Raw genomic sequence first — 16,681 nt, 5'->3', positions numbered from 1 at the left:
TCCGACAGGAGGCCGTCCACGCCCTCCCGGTCGGTGGTGTGGTCGTCCGCGAAACGACGGTCACCCGTCGCGTCCGGCACGTACTTCACACAGACGACGATCCTCAAGCTCATCAGCGGTCTCTCCTGTCACGGGTGCACGGATGCACTGGATCCATGGCCTCAGGTGTTGCCGAGGGTACTGAGTGCCAAGTCCGGCCCGGCCGCGACCCGCGCGCCGCAAGCGCTGCCTGGACCGGCATGCCGTGTCGGCTCTCTTCGACTGGCGTTCAGAGGCTCCACCGAGAGCTTACGGCACTCAGTACCCCTGGTAAAGGCACTCAGTACCCTTCCCGGTGTCCAGGGGCGCGCGGGGCGTCCGTCGGTGCCGGCGCCGGTCCGCCGAGGGCGACGGCGGCCTCTCCCGTGTGGACCCGGAAGGTCAGGGACTCCTGGAGGTAGAGCTCGACGGAGTCGGCGTCGTGGGAGAGGTAGCCGACGGATACGTCCTGGCCGAGGTGGAGCTCGAAGTCGCCGCCCCGGGTGGAGAGCAGGAAGGCGCCCTCGATCGCGGGGGCCCAGATGATGTCGCCGTCCAGCAGCCTGGCGAGGTGGTTGTGCACGGGGTAACCGTGGTCGCTGGTCTCGTTGACCGCCGTGAAGGCGGCGGCTCCGAGCAGGAGCGAGTACGGCCCGCCGACGCCGGCCAGGCGCAGGGCGGTGAGGGCGCGGCTGACCGCCTCGGGGTACTCGCGGATGTCGTCGGGGAGCTGGACCGGAGGGTTGCTGGAGCCGGCCCGGATGCCCTCGATGGCGGCGGCGCCGTAGCCCTCGAAGACGGCGCGGTCCTCGGCCAGGGCCAGGGTGCGAGCCGCGTCCTTCACGGGCTGCCAGTCGGAGTCCTCGGAGCCGCGTTCGACGTCGTCCACGGCCGCGCGGGTGACGGTGAAGGGGACCCGCAGTTCCACCACCGGAAGGCTGCTGCGGGCGTGCGCCCGGACGCCGTCGAGGGGCGGTTCGATGCCGGTCAGGTGGCCGGTGCCGACGGCGGCGAGGGTGGCGCCCCCGGGGCCGTTCAGGTCGACCACCCGGCGGCCGGCGATGTGCAGCTTGAAGGTCTGACGGGCTTCCTCCTCGATCTCCTCCCACGCGGCGGCGGAGATCGGGGCGAGGTCCCGGTGGAGGTTGTTCATGCGCGGGGTCCTGTTCAGGGGGTCGGCTTGAGGCTGCCGATGCCGAGCGAGCCGTCCGCGGGCGCGGCGGCGGCGGTGCCCGCGACCCCGACGACTGGAGCGACGGCGGGCGCGGCGGCCGGCACGTCCACGACGGTCGGCGCGGCGGTGAGCGCGGGCGGCGGGGAGTCCAGGAAGTCGGCGGTCGGGACGAAGAACAGCGAGCCGGTGACGGCGGTGGAGAAGTCCAGTAACCGGTCGGTGGTGCCCGGCGGGTCGCCGATGAACATGTTGCGCAGCATCTCCTCCGTCACCGCGGGGTCGCGCGCGTAGCCGATGAAGTAGGTGCCGAACTCGCTCCCACCCTGGAAGGATCCGAAGGCCATGTTGAAGCGGACGATCTTCCGCTCCTCGCCGTCCGGGCCGGTGATCACGGTGAGCGCGACGTGCGAGTCGGCGGGTTTGACGTCGTCGTCCAGCTCGATGTCGGTGAGCTTGGTGCGGCCGACCGCCCCCTCCTGCTCCTCGACGCTCAGCGCGTTCCACTTGTCCAGGTCGTGCAGGTACTTCTGGACGATGACGTAGCTGCCGCCGGCGAACTCCGGGTCCTCGTCCCCGACCACGGCGGCGGCCTCGGCGGCCCGGCCCTCGGGGTTCTCGGTGCCGTCCACGAAGCCGAGCAGGTCGCGGTCGTCGAAGTACCGGAAGCCCTGGACCGAGTCGACCACGGTGGCCGCCCCGGCGAGGCGGTTGGTCAGCTGGCTCGCCAGCTCGAAGCAGAGGTCCATCCGCTCGGCCCGCAGGTGCAGCAGCAGGTCGCCCGGGGTCGCCGGGGCGCGGTGGCGGGTGCCGACGACCTCCTGGAAGGGGTGGAGGGCGGCCGGTCGGGGGCCGTCGAAGAGGCGGTCCCAGAGGTCGGAGCCGATGCCGGTGACGCAGGTGAGGCCGGCGTCGGGGGCGCGGAAGCCGACGGACCGGCGCAGCCCGGCGAGCTCGGGCAGCAGCTCGCGGACGGCGTTCTCGCCGCCCGCGCCGACGGTGAGGACGAGGAAGACGGCTGCGCCGGTCAGCGGGGAGAGCACGGCTTGCGGTTCGGGCTGCATGGCTGCGCTCCTTCTCACACGCCGGGCTGACGACGGGGCCCCGCACGGGCGGGTGCGGAGCGTGACGGATCAGGACACATCTGATCACGCCGGCGATGACATCGCACGGCGGACGCTTCGGCACGGCCGACGTGCGGCCGAACGGCCCCGTCGGACGGAGCGCGGGCGAGCGGAAGGGGCGGGTGCCGCTACTGCGCACCCGCCCCCGGTCGTCGGGCCTCAGACCCGCAGCGCCGCCAGTTGCTCGGCGAACGGCACCACCTGGTCGGGCAGGGACGGCTTCGCCGCCGGGCCACGGGCGGCCAGCAGGGCCGCCAACTCGCCCGCCGCGCGGTCGATCCGGCCCGGCAGGCCGTCGGTGAGCGCGTCGCCCGCCGTGCCCCAGTCGTCGGTGGCCGCGTACACGGCCGTGGGCAGCACCACCGCGCGCAGGTAGCTGAACAGCGGCCGGACGGCGTGCTCCAGGGCGAGCGAGTGCCGGGACGTACCGCCGGTGGCGGCGATCAGCACCGGCTTGCCGGTCAGCGCGTCGTGGTCGACCACGTCGAAGAAGGACTTGAACAGCCCGCTGTAGGAGGCGGTGAAGATCGGCGTCACCGCGATCAGCGCGTCCGCGTCCGTCACCGCGCCGATCGCCTCGCGCAGGGCGGGGGCCGGGAAGCCGGTGACGAAGTTGTTGGCGATGTCCACGGCGAGGTCCCGCAGTTCGACCACGGTGACCTCCACCGGCCGGTCCTCCAGGGCGAGCCGGCGCACGGTCGCCTCGGTGAGCCGGTCCGCCAGCAGGCGCGTCGAGGACGGCTTGCTCAGCCCGGCGCTCACCACCGCCAGCTTGAACGCGCTCACTTGGCCACCTCCAGGGCACTCTCGGCGCGGGCCGCGACCCGCGCGGCGTGGGTCGGCCCGTCCGGCACCCCGGCCGGGCGGCTCTTGGCGAACTCCTCGCGCAGCACCGGCACGACCTCCTCGCCGAGCAGGTCCAGCTGCTCCAGCACGGTCTTCAGCGGCAGGCCGGCGTGGTCCATCAGGAACAGCTGGCGCTGGTAGTCCCCGAAGGTCTCGCGGAAGGTCAGCGTCTTCTCGACGACCTCCTCGGGGCTGCCCACCGTCAGCGGGGTCTGCTCGGTGAACTCCTCCAGCGAGGGCCCGTGCCCGTAGACCGGCGCGTTGTCGAAGTACGGGCGGAACTCGCGCACCGCGTCCTGGGAATTCCTCCGCATGAACACCTGGCCGCCGAGGCCGACGACCGCCTGCTCGGGCGTGCCGTGGCCGTAGTGGGCGTAGCGCTCCCGGTAGAGGTCGATCAGCTTCTGGAAGTGCTCCTTGGGCCAGAAGATGTTGTTCGCGAAGAAGCCGTCGCCGCAGTAGGCGGCCTGCTCGGCGATCTCGGGGCTGCGGATGGAGCCGTGCCAGACGAACGGCGGGACGTCGTCCAGCGGGCGCGGGGTGGAGGTGAAGCCCTGCAGGGGCGTGCGGAAGCGGCCCTGCCAGTCCACCACTTCCTCGCGCCAGAGCTGGTGCAGCAGCGCGTAGTTCTCGACGGCGAGCGGGATGCCCTGGCGGATGTCCTTGCCGAACCAGGGGTAGACCGGTCCGGTGTTGCCGCGGCCCATCATCACGTCGACCCGGCCCTCGGCGAGGTGCTGGAGCATCGCGAAGTCCTCGGCGATCTTCACCGGGTCGTTGGTGGTGATCAGCGTGGTCGAGGTGGAGAGGATGATGCGGTCGGTCTGCGCGGCGATGTGGCCGAGCATGGTCGTCGGCGAGGACGGGACGAACGGCGGGTTGTGGTGCTCGCCGGTCGCGAAGACGTCGAGGCCGACCTCCTCCGCCTTGCGCGCGATGGCCACCATCGCCTTGATCCGCTCGTGCTCGCTCGGGGTGCGGCCGGTGGTCGGGTCGGGGGTGACGTCGCCGACGGTGAAGATTCCGAACTGCATGGTGCTCACCACACTCCAGGAGGGGCCGGGTCGTTTCCAGGTCGTTCAACTTTCAACCACCCTAGCAGCCCCCGGCGCGGCGTTATTCCCGGGGCCGCCGCTCCCTCCGACAACGGCGGTCCGGGCGGCCACAATGGGAGAAGGGCTCCGGAAGGGCGGCGGACCGATGGCGCCGTACATCGCGGTGAGCGCACTGAGCCACGAGGGCCTGGTGCGGGAGCACAACGAGGACAGCCTGACGGTCGGGCCGTGGACGCTCTGCGCCACCGTCACGACCAACCCGCAGACCCTGCTCTTCCCGCTCGGCCTGCCCTGCGTGGTGGCGGTGGCCGACGGCCTGGGCGGGCATCCGGGCGGCGAGGTGGCCAGCGCGCTGGTCGCCCGCCGGCTCGCCGCCGCCGGGGTCGGGCTGGACGGCGAGGAGGCCGTCCGGGAGGAACTGCAGGAGTGCAACCGGGCGGTGTTCGCGGCCGCGGCCGAGGAGCCCGAGCTCGCCGCGATGGGCACCACGGTGGCCGGGCTGGTGCTGCTGCCCGAGCGGGCGGTGGTCTTCAACGTCGGCGACAGCCGGGTCTACCGCGTCACCGGCGACGGGCTGCGCCGGGTCAGTGTGGACGACAGCCCGCCGCTGCCGCCCGGTCAGCGCACCACGTCGATGGTCACCCAGACCCTCGGCGGCTCGCTCGGCCTCACCTTCGTCGAACCGCACGTCCGGGAGGCTCCGCTGGCCGCCGGTGACCGCTTCCTGGTGTGCAGCGACGGGCTGACCGACCCGGTGCCCGAGGAGGAACTGGCCGGACTGCTCGCCCGGCCGGAGGAGGCGTCGGAACGGGCCGACGGCCGGGCGGCGTTCGAGCTGTGGAAGGCCGCGATCGAGGCCGGCGGCCCGGACAACATCACCCTGGCGCTGGTGCGGATCGGCGAGTGACGCGCACGGAGCCGCCCCGGGGCGGTCGATCACCCCGGGGCGGCTCACCGGCCGATCAGAACTGGCTCGCCACGCTCACCCCGCTGAAGCCCTGCTGGGCGTAGAGGCTGAAGTAGACGTACCCGGCCGGCGGGTTGGTGACGGTCAGCGTCTCGGAGTTGTCCGGGCCCGCCGAGCGCGTCGCGTAGGCGTTGGTGTACGCCCAGCCGCGCGGGTTGTAGTAGAGGTCGGCGTTGCCCGTCCCTCCGCTGACGGTGATCTTCACCTGCTGGGTGCCGGCCGGCACCTGGAGGTAGAAGTGGGCGTAGTTGCCGGTGGTCGCCGCGACGTTGCTGCGGCCGCAGCCCGCGCCGAGTTCGCGGGTGTCGGCCGCGGTGCACTCGGGTACCTGCGGGAAGGTCGGGGTGGTCGCGCAGGCACCGTTGGCGCAGGTGGTCAGCCAGCGGTCGAAGTCGGCGTCGTAACGGGTGCCGATGGTGGTCTTGAGCAGGGTGCGGGCGCCGTTCCAGTCCCCCACCCGGTAGTGGGCGAGCAGGGCGTCCACGTCGGAGCGGTGCTGCTCCAGCATGTAGCGGACGGCGAGGTAGCCCCAGCGGTAGACCCGGTCCTGGTCGCCGTAGACGGTGTCGAAGAGGTCGCTCAGCTTGTAGGTGTGCTGGGCGGCGGCCGTGATGGCGCCGTCGTTGACGACCTTGCGGTACGAGTAGGAGACGAACTCGGCGAAGCCCTCGACCCACCAGACGGTCGGGGTGGTCATGGCGGCGTCGAAGTCGCCGTACATGTCGAAGCGGCCGTCGAGGTAGTGGGTGTACTCGTGGTTGAGGTTCCAGATCTGGAAGTCCGGACGGACCCACTCGGCCTCGTAGCAGAGGAAGCGCGGCTGGTTGCCGACGGCGGCGGGGTCGCCCTCCACGTACATGCCGCCGTTGCCGGTGTCGATGCCGTAGATGGCGGCGGCGAGCACCTGGTAGTCGAAGGAGGAGTGGAAGACCACGACCTCGATGGTGCCGTTGTGGTCGTCCTTGACCGGGCCGTTGTCGCGGACCACCGAGTGGACGTAGGCGTCCTGGCCGGTGAGGCTGGTGCAGGTGGTGGCGACCTGGGTGGCGTCCAGCGCCTGGGCGAGCAGCTTGATGCTCGGGCTGCAGGTGTGGTTCACCTTGAGCACGCCGGACTTGAGCTGGTCGGCACCGTTGCAGGTGCCGTAGTAGGAGCAGTTGTCGGCGTCGTAGTAGCCGACCGCCTCGGAGACCGCGGCCCACTGGTAGACCATCCGGCCGCTCGGCGCGGAGGCCGCGGCCAGCGCCTTGGTCAGCGGACGGACCTTGGCCTGGAGACCGGGGTACTGCAGGAAGCGGGCCAGTTCCCTGGTCGCGTTGTACTCCAGCACGCCGTAGCCGCCGCCGAGTTGGTCCTCGTTGCGGGTCACGAAGGCGGACAGTGCGTCCAGCACGCTCGGGTCGGCCTCGACGGCCGGCTCGAAGCCGGGCAGTTGGTGGCCGCGGAACAGCACGGTGAACATCTGGTTCGCCGCGGTGGCCATGCCGGTCTGGTTCCAGGTGGCGCTGGTGTAGTCGCCGAGCAGCCGCTTGACCACCCACAGGTAGCGGGCGTTCTCCTGGGCGCTGTCGATCAGTGTGACGGCCTCGCCGAGGGTCGCCGCATTGGCCGCGCTGACGTCGCGTGAGTGGGTGCTCGCGAAGAACGCGTCCAGCGCGGCGCGGATCGCGGCCTGCAGGACGGTGCCGTAGGTGCCGACATCGGCCGGGTGGTACCACTGCACGAAGTAGCCGGCGCGCAGGTAGAGCACCAACTGCTCGACGGCGGTGCTGTCGTCACCCGGGTAGGCGGCGGAGGCGTCGCGCAGCGCGTTCGCCACGGTGGTCATCTGCGCCTCGCGGAACGCCCCGGCGGCGTCGGTGCCGGTGAGCTGGAACAGCTGGTTGATGCAGCCGGTGTCGACGGAGGTGATCTGCTGGACCAGGGCGCTGCCGGTCCGGCTGGTGAAGTCGCTTGTGGTGCAGGACGGTTGGGCGCCCAGACGGGGCGCCTTCGCCGCCGGACGGGCCTCGGCCGGGCGGGTGTCCACCGGGAGCGGTGCGCGCTGGTCGGCGGAGGCGAACTGCCGCTCTCCATCCGCGCGTTCGGGAGCCCCGACGGCGGGCTGGGGGGCCGGGCCGGTGGGGGTGGGGGCGGCGCCCCGGTGGGCGGGGGCGGGGGACGCGGTGGCGGGGGACGCGTGGGCGCCCGGGGCGAACATTCCGAACGCCAGGACGAGCGTCAGGGCCAGCGTCAACAATCGTGCCAGCTGCGGGAGTCGCAGCAGACGTGCGGGACTCACGTGGAGGCCTCCGGGCCGTCGTCGGCCGCGGCTTGGCGCGCGGCCGGTGGGGGGCGAGGACCGTTGGCGACGGCGCCGTGGGGGCGGTGCCGTCGTGGAAACGGTGGGGAGTGTGACATGTACCATGGCACACATCACATGCCGCTGGGAAGCCTCCGGATGCGGCGCGATTCGGGCAACGCCAGGAGGTCGTGGTGACGGTGCGCCACCACGACCTCCTCACCAGCGGGGCCTACTTGCGGAGCAGCAGGATCGCCCCGGCGGTGGCCAGGCCGACCAGCACGGCGACCACGCCGTACGCCAGGCGGTGCGGCTTCAGCACCGGCAGGAAGCGGTCCACCGCGTAGCGGCCCGGACCGGTCAGCGCGAGGGCCGCGGCACCCGCGGTCAGCAGCAGCTCGTACTCACTGCCCTTCGGCGCGAAGAAGCCGCCGCCCCAGGTGACGGCGATCGCGTTGACCATCGTGCCGACGACGGCGGCGCCCGCCAGCGGGGTCAACAGGCCGACGGCGAGGCCGAGGCCGCCCAGGACCTCGGTGAGTCCGGCGACCACGGCCATCGCGTGGCCCGCCGGGTAGCCGCTCATGGTGAAGAACTGACCGGTGCCGTCGATGCCGCCCCCGCCGAACCAGCCGAACAGCTTCTGGCTCCCGTGCGCGGCCATGGTGAGGCCGAGGACCAGGCGCAGGAGCAGGAGTCCCGCGTCGTAGGCGTGCGGGGAGGTGGCCGCCGGCCCGGAGCCCTCGCGGGCGGATCGGACGGTGGGGGTGGTGGCGGCGGTCGTGCTCGGGCTGCTGCTCGGCATGGTCGTCTCCATCGGTCGGAAGTCGGTCGTCGGGGTGTGATGCGGGGTGTGACGAGGCGGCCGGGCGGGGATGCGGCGACCCCGGCGCGGATTGTTCAAATTTGAACCGGCCTCGTCGACCGTACCCTGAAGTTCGAATTTGAACAACTTGCGGGTCGCGCAAGGTGCGGCCCCTACCGGAGCCGGGGCAGGGTGGAGACATGGCTCAACGCAGGCAACACCGGCGGGCCGCACAGTCCGGCACGCCCTACCCCGAGGCGCTGGCCGCCTTCGACGAGCGGGTCCGGCTGGTCGCCCCCGATCAGTGGGACTCCCCCACGCCCTGCTCCGACTGGTCGGTGCGCGACCTGGTCAACCACCTCACCGGCGAGCAGCTCTGGGTGCCCGAACTGCTGATGGGCGCCACCGTCGGCGAAGTCGGCGACCGCTTCGACGGCGACGTCCTCGGCGCGGACCCGGTCGCGGCCTGGACGGCCGCCGCCGAGGCCGCCCGCCAGGCCTGGGAGGTCCCCGGCGCCACCGAGCTCACCGTCCACCTGTCCTTCGGGGACGTCTCGGGGCAGTACTACCTCGACCAGCTCACCGCCGACCTGGTGGTGCACGCCTGGGACCTCGCCGAGGGCATCGGCGCCCGTACCCGGCTCCCGGCGGAGCTGGTGGACTTCGCGCTCGGCGAGGTCGGCGGCTACGGGGACCTCTCCGGCAGCGGACTGTTCGACCCGCCGCTGCCCGTCCCCGAGGACGCCGGCCCGCAGACCCGGCTGCTGGCCCTCACCGGCCGGCGGGACACGGGGTGAGCCGGGTTCTCGGAGGCGCGCCGGATACTGGAGGGTACGGGGGTACGAGGAATCCCGTACGAGAGGCGGGCGCGCTATGAGCCGCAGGCCGGACATCCTCGGCGAGTTCACCGCCGACCACCAGGCCGCCACCGAGCTGCTCGACCGGGTCGAGGCCGCCCCGGCCGGCTCCGCCGAACGCGGCGAGCTGCTGGCGCGGCTGACCGACCTGCTGTTCACCCACTGCGCCGCCGAGGAGGAGCACCTCTTTCCGGTCGTCCAGCACGACGTGCCGGACGGCGGCGCGCTGGTGTTCAGCAGCATCCACGAGCACCTCGCGATCGGGCAGTACCTCGCCGACCTCCAGGTCGTGGGCCCGGCCGACCCGGCCTTCGACACTCTGCTGCGCGGCCTGGCGGACGCCCTCCGGCGCCACCTGACCGGCGAGGAGGAGCAGCTCTTCCCGGCCGCCCGCAAGGCCCTGCCCGCCGCGGCCCGGGCGGAGCTGGGCGAGCGGCTGCGGGCCGAGCGGGCGGAGGAACCCTGATCCCCGACGACCGCGGGGCGGCAGCCCCACCCCGGGCCGCGGCGGGAACTGGGCACGGCGACCCCGGCCATGCCTCCGCCCGGGCGGTACGCCCGTCGGCCTAGGCTGTGGAGGTCCCGGGCGGCCGGTGGGCCGTGGGAGTCGGGAGGGGCCCGGCCGCCGGGTGGGCGAGGAGGTTCGCGATGAACAGCGGTGAGACGACCGCCAAGGTGCGTTGCGTGGCGGCCGTTCCGTGCTGGGTGAGCCTGATGGCCCGGGACCTGGAGGACGCCAAGGAGTTCTACGGGCCCCTGCTCGGCTGGCAGTTCGAGCCCGGAGGGGAGCGCTTCGGCCCGTACGTCCACGCGGTGACCGGCGGCGAGGCGGTGGCCGGCCTCGGCGTCGCCGGGTTCGGCGCCGTACCGCTCGCCTGGACCAGCTACTTCGGGACGGAGAGCGCCGACGCGGCCGCCGACGCGGTGCGCGAACGCGGCGCGACCCTGGCCGTCGGGCCGCTGGCCTTCGACGCCGGGCGGGTGGCCTTCGCGGCCGACCCGGCCGGGGCCGTGTTCGGCATCTGGGAGGGCCCGCTGGGCCGCGCCCGGCGGCTGGAGCTGCCGGGCGCACCGGTCTGGATCGAACTGCGCACCCCGGACCCGTTCGCGGCGGCGCTGTTCTACGGCGAGGTGTTCCGCTGGGACGGCCGCGACCCGGAGCGCTTCGAGGTGCGGTGGGAGCACGACCGGGTGGTGCTGCGCGCCGAGGGGCACAGCGTCGCGGCGCTGGCCAAGGAACAGGCGGGCGGCCCGGCGGGCATGCCGCCGCACTGGGAGGTCTCCTTCGCCGTCCAGGACACCGACCGGGCGCTGGCGCGGGCCGCGGAACTGGGCGGCTCAGCGGTCGGGCCGGCCTTCGACTCCCCGTACGGCCGGGTGGCCCGGCTGCAGGACCGCGACGGCGCCCGCTTCGCGGTGATCGGCCCGAAGAGCTGAACGGCGGCGCCGGAAGCGCTGCTGAACGGCGGCCCGCTGGACGCCTTGGAGGCGGTGAAACGGGGCGGGGTCAGCGGACCCGGTTCTTGAGCGGCTCGGTGTCCAGGGAGATGCCGACCGGGTCGGGGAGGTGGACCGTCCTGCCGAAGGGGAGCGTCTGGACGGTCTCGTAGCGGACGCCGTCGGGCCGGCTGTGCACGACCACCTCGGCGGAGTCCCGGTCGATCAGCAGGTAGACGGGGATGCCGGTCTCGGCATAGGCACGGGGCTTCTCCACGCGGTCGCGCCGGTCGGTGTCGGAGTCGAACGACGTGACCTCCGCGACCATGAGCACCTGTTCGCTCGAAGCCCAGTCACCCTGCCCCACGAAGGCGTCCGCGTCGGCCAGTGTGCCGTCCGGGCGAGCGAACCCGCCTCGATAGCCCTGCACCTTCAGTCCTTGATCGTGGAGGTACAGCTCAGGCCGGGCCTGGATGCAGATCCTCAGGAGCCACTGGATGATGCGACCGTGATCGCCGTCCGGCACGGGCTTGACCCCCAGCTTCCCGTTGATGAACTCCGGACGGATGCCCTCGGCGGTTGCGGCCAGGTGACGAGCGAGTTCCTCGAACTCCTCGGGCAGCATCTGCGGGCGGTCGGAGATCGCAGTCACGGGCCTTCCCCCTTCGCCTGAGCACCCTCCGGGGGAACGAGCCGGCCGGCGAGTGGTTACGGGTTGCCTGGCTCCGACGATAGTCGACCACCCGCGCCGACACCCTGATGTGACGCAGGTCACATGATGCCCGGAAATAGCGGGGACAGATTCCCCGTTTCCGAGTACGTTGGCCGAAGCGGGGAGAATTTCCCCGGTATTCTGGAGGAGCAGTCGCCATGACCACCGTCGCCGCCGAGTCGGCCCGAACCACGGGGAGTGTGCGTGCGCCGAAGTTGCGCGCGGACGCGAGCCGGAACCGGGAGCGGATCGTGCTGGCGGCCCGGGACGCCTTCGTCGAGCACGGCGCCGATGTGCCGCTGGACGAGATCGCGAAGCGGGCGGGGGTCGGCAATGCCACGCTGTACCGGAACTTCCCGGACCGGGTGGCGCTGATCCGCGAGGTGGCGCTGCTCGTCAAGAACCGCATCCTGGCCCTCGCCGAGACGGCGACGGCCGAGGCGGACGCGGGCGTGGGCGGCGGTCCGTTCGACGCTCTGCAACGGTTCGCGCACGCGACCGTCGCGGAGAAGGTCGGCGGGCTCTGCGCCGTCTTCACCAGCACCATCGACCCCTACGACCCTGAACTGACCGAGATCCGGGAACGCCTGCGGACCGCCGTGAGCGGTCTGATGGAGCGCGCCCGGGCCGCGGGCGAACTGCGGTCCGACGTGGACCACGGGGACCTGTTCATCGCGATGAGCCAGCTGACCCGGCCGCTGCCGGGCGCCTCCTGCGGGCTGCTCGACGAATTCGTCCACCGGCACCTGCAGCTCTTCCTGGACGGTCTGCGGGCACCGGCCCGTTCCGTCCTGCCGGGCCGCCCCGCGACCTTCGAGGACTTCCGACCCCAGGCCTGACCTTCCACCCGGACCGACCCCACTGATCCGACCCACCGGCACCCTGCCGCCGCGCCGCTGACCGGCGCCGCCCGCGGACGCCCCGGCGCGCCCGCAGCCGTACCCGATCCGTACGGCGACGAGCCGTTCCCGTACGGCCCGTCGACCGTTCTCGCACGCCACGCACCGTGAAGTGAGTACCCCCATGTCTCAAACCGACGCCCGCCCGGCGACGCTGCCCGATCCCCGGCGCTGGAAGGCGCTGATCTTCATCGGCCTCGCCCAGCTGATGGTCGTCCTCGACGCCACCATCGTGAACATCGCCCTGCCCTCCGCCCAGAAGGACCTGGGCATAACCGACGGCAACCGCCAGTGGGTGATCACCGCCTACGCGCTGGCCTTCGGCGGCCTGCTGCTGTTCGGCGGCCGGATCGCGGACCTCTGGGGCCGCAAGCGGACCTTCGTGGTCGGCCTGACCGGCTTCGCCCTCGCCTCCGCGCTCGGCGGCGCCGCGGCCAACACCGCGATGCTTCTCGGGGCCCGTGCCCTCCAGGGCGTGTTCGGCGCGCTGCTGGCGCCCGCCGCCCTCTCGCTGCTCGCGGTGACCTTCACCGAGGCCAAGGAGCGCGCCAAGGCCTTCGGCATCTACGGTGCGATCGCCGGTGGCGGTGGCGCCATCGGTCTGATCCTCGGCGGCCTGCTGACCGAGTACATGAACTGGCGCTGGACCTTCTTCGTCAACATCCCGTTCGCCATCGTGGCCGCCGCCGGCGCCGTCATGGTGATCCGCGAGCCCGCGGAGGGCCGCAACCGCAACCGGCTCGACATGCCCGGCGTGCTGCTGGTGACCACCGGCCTGGTCTCGCTGGTCTACGGCTTCACCCGCGCCGAGTCGCACGGCTGGACGGCCGGCAGCACGCTGGGTCTGTTCGCCGCGGCCGCCGTGCTGCTGTCCGCCTTCGTGCTGGTGGAGCGCAAGGTCAAGGCCCCGCTGCTGCCGCTGCGCGTGGTGCTCGACCGCAACCGCGGTGGGGTGTACATGTCGCTGGGCATGGCCGTGATCGGCATGTTCGGCCTGTTCCTCTTCCTGACCTACTACCTGCAGATCGTGCTGGGCTACAGCCCGGTGCTCACCGGCGTGGCCTTCCTGCCGATGGTGGCGGGCATGATCACCGGCTCGACCCAGATCGGCGCCCGGCTGATGACCCGCGTCCCGGCGCGCTACCTGATGGCGCCCGGCTTCCTGACCGCCTCGGTCGGCATGTTCCTGCTGACCCACATCGGCCTGGACACTTCCTACCCGGCGCTGATCCTGCCCGGTCTGGTCCTGATGGGCCTCGGCATGGGCACCGCCTTCATGCCGGCCATGAGCCTCGCCACGCACGGCGTCCAGCCGCGCGACGCGGGCGTGGCCTCCGCCATGGTCAACACCTCACAGCAGGTCGGCGGCGCGATCGGCACCGCGCTGCTGAACACCATCGCGGCCAGCGCCACCACCAGCTGGCTCGCCTCGCACGCCACCGCCGCCGCGGCCGGTTCGCCGGCAGCCGCCAAGGCCCTGCAGTTCCAGGGCATGGTGCACGGCTTCTCGACCGCGATCTGGGTGTCCTTCGGGATCCTGGTGGCGGCCGGCGCGGTCGCCTTCACCTTCATCAACGCCGGCCGGCCCGGCGTGGGTGCGGGCTCCGGTGCGGGCGCGGCGAAGAGCGACGAGGTGCCGGTGCTGGTGCACTGACCCTCTCGGGGTACCGCCCGTCCCGGGCGACTCGGGTGCGTACGCGGCCCGTCCGGTGTCCTCCACGACACCGGGCGGGCCGCTCGCACGTCCGGAGCCACCCCCAGTAGAAACGGGGATCACTCCCCGATTATGGTGGCCTCAGTGCGAATCGGGGACAACTCCCCGCTTCCTTCGGACTGAGGTGCATACACATGACCCGGAATCAGGAATCAGGGCGGGGGCGGCGGGCCGCCGACTGGGCGGACGGCCGGCTGGGGATCTACACCCTGGCCAGGGCGAACCTGCGGAAGGTTTTTCCGGACCACTGGTCCTTCATGCTGGGTGAGATCTGCCTCTACACCTTCATGATCATCATCCTGACCGGCGTCTGGCTGACTCTGTTCTTCAAGCCGAGCATGGGCGAGGTGGTCTACAGCGGCTCGTACGTGCCGCTCAAGGGCATCGGGATGTCGGAGGCCTACGCCTCCACGGTGGACATCAGCTTCGAGGTGCGCGGCGGTCTGCTGATCCGTCAGATCCACCACTGGGCCGCCCTGGTCTTCGTGGCCGCGATGCTCGTCCACATGATGCGCGTGTTCTTCACCGGCGCGTTCCGCAAGCCGCGTGAGATCAACTGGGTCTTCGGCTTCCTGCTGCTGGTCCTGGGCATGTTCGACGGCTTCTTCGGCTACTCGCTGCCGGACGACCTGCTGTCGGGTACCGGTATCCGCTTCATGGAAGGCGCGATCCTCGCGGTCCCGCTGGTCGGCACCTACCTCCAGATGTTCCTGTTCGGGGGCGAGTTCCCCGGCCACGACATCGTGCCGCGGTTCTTCACCATCCACGTGCTGCTGATCCCGGGCATCATGCTCGGCCTGCTGGTGGCGCACCTGATCCTGGTCTTCTACCACAAGCACACCCAGTGGGCGGGCCCGGGCAAGACCGAGAAGAACGTCGTCGGCATGCCGCTGATGCCGGTCTACCTGGCCAAGGCCGGTGGCTTCTTCTTCCTGGTGTTCGGGGCCGTCGCACTGATGGCGGCGATCGCCACGATCAACCCGATCTGGGCCTACGGCCCGTACCGGCCCGACCAGGTGTCCACCGACGCCCAGCCCGACTGGTACATGGGCTTCGCCGAGGGCCTGATCCGCGTCATGCCGGGCTGGGAGGTCGGGCTGTGGGGGCACACCCTCAACCTCGGGATACTGATCCCGTTCGCGATGTTCCCGCTGGTCCTCGGCGCGATCGCGGCCTACCCGTTCGTCGAGGCCTGGGTGACGGACGACGGACGGGAGCACCACCTGCTCGACCGGCCGCGCAACGCGCCGGTGCGCACCGCCCTCGGCGCGGCCTGGATCAGCATCTACCTGGTGATGCTCGCGGGCGGGGGCAACGACCTGATCGCCACTCATCTGCACCTGTCGCTCAACGCGATCACCTACGCCGTGCGGGCCGGGTTCTTCGTCGTGCCGGTCGCCGTGTTCGTGGTCACCAAGCGGTGGTGCCTCGGGCTGCAGCGGCGGGACCGCGACAAGGTGCTGCACGGCCGGGAGACCGGCATCGTCAAGCGGCTGCCGCACGGGGAGTTCACCGAGGTGCACGCCCGGCTCACGCCCGCCGAACTGCACCGGCTCACGGCACACGAGCAGCCCCGCCCCCTCGAACTGCCGCCCGCGCGGGACGAGAATGGAGTGGCCCACCCGGCGGGCGCGCTCACCCGCACCCGGACGAGGCTGTCCCGCGGGCTCCACGGCGAGCACGCGCGGATCCCCAAGCCCACCGCCGAGGAGTACCGCGCGATCACCGAGGGTCACGAGCACTGACCCGCCCCCACGCCGAGGGAGGACACCGTGCACGATCGAACCGACCAGCTCGCCGACAGCAAGTACCTCCTGCTGACGACCTTCGGCGATGACGGAAGCCGGATCGACTCACAGCTCTGGGTCGTGTCCGACGGCGCCGCGCTCGGCGTCTGGGCCCCCGCCCACTCCCGCGAGGCCGAGCGGATCCGGCGCCACCCCCGGGTGCTGATCAGCCCGTGCGACGCCCACGGGCGCCCGACCGGTCGCCGGCTCCCGGCCCGGGCCCGGCTCTGCGATCCCGAGGCGACGGCGCGCTACCGCACCTCGCTGATCAACAAGTACGGCCTGACGGCGCTGATCACGCTGGCCCGCAGCCGGTTCCGGGTCGGGCTGGAGGGGACGGTCGGGATCCGGATCACGCTGAACGAGCTGGAGCAGCGGCTGGTCGGGCCGGAGTGGCGGCCGCCGACGACGTACTGCGCCAACTGACGGCCGGAGCTCGGCCCCAGACCGCCGGGGCCCTGTGTCCGGCCGAGCTCAGATCCCGTCGTCCGGGGCCTTGGCCAGGTCCTCCGGTTCGCAGGCCTCCCGGCCCGTCCCCGCGTGCACGACCTTGACCGCCCGCTTCGGGCCGCCCGGGACGACCCGCTGCTCGTGCCCGCAGCGCGGGCAGATCAGCGGGATGCGCGGACGCTGGGACCTGCGGTCGGCGTGGTCGCCGTCCGGGCGCGGGGCGGTCACGTCAGCGGGTGGGTCGGGACCGGGCTGACCTCCTGGATCTCGCCGTGGGCCTTGGTGAGCAGTTGCGAGGCGAGGTCGTTGAGCGCACGGGCACCCGCGATCTCCTCGCCGACCCTCAGCTGTTCCGGGTCGGAGGGGTGGCGGCTGCTGTAACCGTGGGCCCGCAGTTCGGTCCCGTCGCCGAGCCGGAGCAGGGCGGCGGCGGTCGTACGGGCGCCGTCCTCCCGGAACTCCATGTCGATGTGCCAACCGACCAGAGTCTGCATGGCGGATCACCTCCATCGGTACTCCTCCAGAGTGCGCCGCGCCCGGCGTGTTCACCAGGGCAGC

Annotated in this window: 17 protein-coding genes and 1 pseudogene; 8 read left to right on the top strand and 10 right to left on the bottom strand. The window is 72.1% G+C overall.

Annotated features, from left to right (window positions below; genetic code table 11):
* From ACZ4WV_RS20465 to ACZ4WV_RS20445, 5 genes and pseudogenes are all read right to left on the bottom strand, one after another.
* Positions 1-113, bottom strand: a pseudogene (locus ACZ4WV_RS20465) (electron transfer flavoprotein subunit beta); the annotation flags it as partial.
* Positions 114-319: 206 nt separating this feature from the next.
* Positions 320-1,171 carry a family 1 encapsulin nanocompartment shell protein gene (locus tag ACZ4WV_RS20460; protein ID WP_465748620.1) on the bottom strand — a complete coding sequence of 284 codons (852 nt, stop codon included), beginning with the start codon at positions 1,169-1,171 and terminating at the stop codon, positions 320-322.
* A gap of 14 nt (positions 1,172-1,185) precedes the next feature.
* The gene (locus tag ACZ4WV_RS20455) at positions 1,186-2,253 is read right to left on the bottom strand and encodes a Dyp-type peroxidase (RefSeq protein WP_465748618.1); all 1,068 of its coding nucleotides are present in this window, start codon (positions 2,251-2,253) and stop codon (positions 1,186-1,188) included.
* 219 nt (positions 2,254-2,472) lie between these two features.
* Positions 2,473-3,099 carry an FMN reductase gene (locus ACZ4WV_RS20450; RefSeq protein WP_465748616.1) on the bottom strand — a complete coding sequence of 209 codons (627 nt, stop codon included), beginning with the start codon at positions 3,097-3,099 and terminating at the stop codon, positions 2,473-2,475.
* Positions 3,096-4,193, bottom strand: coding sequence for an LLM class flavin-dependent oxidoreductase (locus ACZ4WV_RS20445; RefSeq protein ID WP_465748614.1), 1,098 nt, complete (start codon positions 4,191-4,193; stop codon positions 3,096-3,098). The genes ACZ4WV_RS20450 and ACZ4WV_RS20445 overlap by 4 nt, the downstream gene beginning before the upstream one ends.
* Before the next feature lie 166 nt (positions 4,194-4,359).
* Between ACZ4WV_RS20445 and ACZ4WV_RS20440 the strand changes: the two genes are divergently transcribed.
* Positions 4,360-5,121 (top strand): PP2C family protein-serine/threonine phosphatase, encoded by a 762-nt coding sequence (locus tag ACZ4WV_RS20440; RefSeq protein ID WP_465748612.1) that lies wholly within the window; start codon positions 4,360-4,362, stop codon positions 5,119-5,121.
* Between the two features lie 55 nt (positions 5,122-5,176).
* Here ACZ4WV_RS20440 and ACZ4WV_RS20435 read toward each other — a convergent pair whose 3' ends face one another.
* Complete coding sequence (locus ACZ4WV_RS20435) at positions 5,177-7,381, bottom strand: M9 family metallopeptidase (protein WP_465748626.1); 2,205 nt, start codon at positions 7,379-7,381, stop codon at positions 5,177-5,179.
* 313 nt (positions 7,382-7,694) lie between these two features.
* Positions 7,695-8,267, bottom strand: a complete 573-nt coding sequence (locus ACZ4WV_RS20430; RefSeq protein ID WP_465748610.1) for a DoxX family protein — start codon at positions 8,265-8,267, stop codon at positions 7,695-7,697.
* Between the two features lie 200 nt (positions 8,268-8,467).
* Here ACZ4WV_RS20430 and ACZ4WV_RS20425 point away from each other — a divergent pair, with 200 nt between their 5' ends.
* The 3 genes from ACZ4WV_RS20425 (at position 8,468) to ACZ4WV_RS20415 (ending at position 10,561) form a co-directional block, all read left to right on the top strand.
* Positions 8,468-9,064, top strand: coding sequence for a TIGR03086 family metal-binding protein (locus tag ACZ4WV_RS20425; protein ID WP_465748608.1), 597 nt, complete (start codon positions 8,468-8,470; stop codon positions 9,062-9,064).
* 76 nt (positions 9,065-9,140) lie between these two features.
* Positions 9,141-9,590: a hemerythrin domain-containing protein gene (locus ACZ4WV_RS20420; RefSeq protein ID WP_465748606.1), complete on the top strand. Its 450-nt coding sequence runs from the start codon at positions 9,141-9,143 to the stop codon at positions 9,588-9,590.
* Positions 9,591-9,772: 182 nt separating this feature from the next.
* Complete coding sequence (locus ACZ4WV_RS20415) at positions 9,773-10,561, top strand: VOC family protein (RefSeq protein ID WP_465748604.1); 789 nt, start codon at positions 9,773-9,775, stop codon at positions 10,559-10,561.
* A 70-nt stretch (positions 10,562-10,631) separates the two neighbouring features.
* Here the strand turns inward: ACZ4WV_RS20415 and ACZ4WV_RS20410 are convergent, their stop codons facing one another.
* Entirely contained in the window at positions 10,632-11,213 is a 582-nt protein-coding gene (locus ACZ4WV_RS20410; RefSeq protein ID WP_465748602.1) for a Uma2 family endonuclease, read from the bottom strand.
* A 218-nt stretch (positions 11,214-11,431) separates the two neighbouring features.
* Between ACZ4WV_RS20410 and ACZ4WV_RS20405 the strand changes: the two genes are divergently transcribed.
* From ACZ4WV_RS20405 to ACZ4WV_RS20390, 4 genes are all read left to right on the top strand, one after another.
* Entirely contained in the window at positions 11,432-12,112 is a 681-nt protein-coding gene (locus ACZ4WV_RS20405) for a TetR/AcrR family transcriptional regulator (protein ID WP_465748600.1), read from the top strand.
* 184 nt (positions 12,113-12,296) lie between these two features.
* Positions 12,297-13,826, top strand: coding sequence for an MFS transporter (locus ACZ4WV_RS20400; RefSeq protein ID WP_465748598.1), 1,530 nt, complete (start codon positions 12,297-12,299; stop codon positions 13,824-13,826).
* A 194-nt stretch (positions 13,827-14,020) separates the two neighbouring features.
* Positions 14,021-15,631, top strand: coding sequence for a cytochrome bc1 complex cytochrome b subunit (qcrB, locus tag ACZ4WV_RS20395; protein ID WP_465748596.1), 1,611 nt, complete (start codon positions 14,021-14,023; stop codon positions 15,629-15,631).
* A gap of 27 nt (positions 15,632-15,658) precedes the next feature.
* Entirely contained in the window at positions 15,659-16,099 is a 441-nt protein-coding gene (locus ACZ4WV_RS20390; protein ID WP_465748594.1) for a PPOX class F420-dependent oxidoreductase, read from the top strand.
* A 48-nt stretch (positions 16,100-16,147) separates the two neighbouring features.
* Here the strand turns inward: ACZ4WV_RS20390 and ACZ4WV_RS20385 are convergent, their stop codons facing one another.
* Positions 16,148-16,351, bottom strand: coding sequence for a hypothetical protein (locus ACZ4WV_RS20385; RefSeq protein ID WP_465748592.1), 204 nt, complete (start codon positions 16,349-16,351; stop codon positions 16,148-16,150).
* The gene (locus ACZ4WV_RS20380; protein WP_465748590.1) at positions 16,348-16,617 is read right to left on the bottom strand and encodes a DUF1876 domain-containing protein; all 270 of its coding nucleotides are present in this window, start codon (positions 16,615-16,617) and stop codon (positions 16,348-16,350) included. The genes ACZ4WV_RS20385 and ACZ4WV_RS20380 overlap by 4 nt, the downstream gene beginning before the upstream one ends.
* Positions 16,618-16,681 lie beyond the last annotated feature (64 nt).

The organism is Kitasatospora sp. NPDC029312 (genome assembly GCF_055569215.1).
This window is presented reverse-complemented; position numbering and strand designations above follow the sequence as displayed.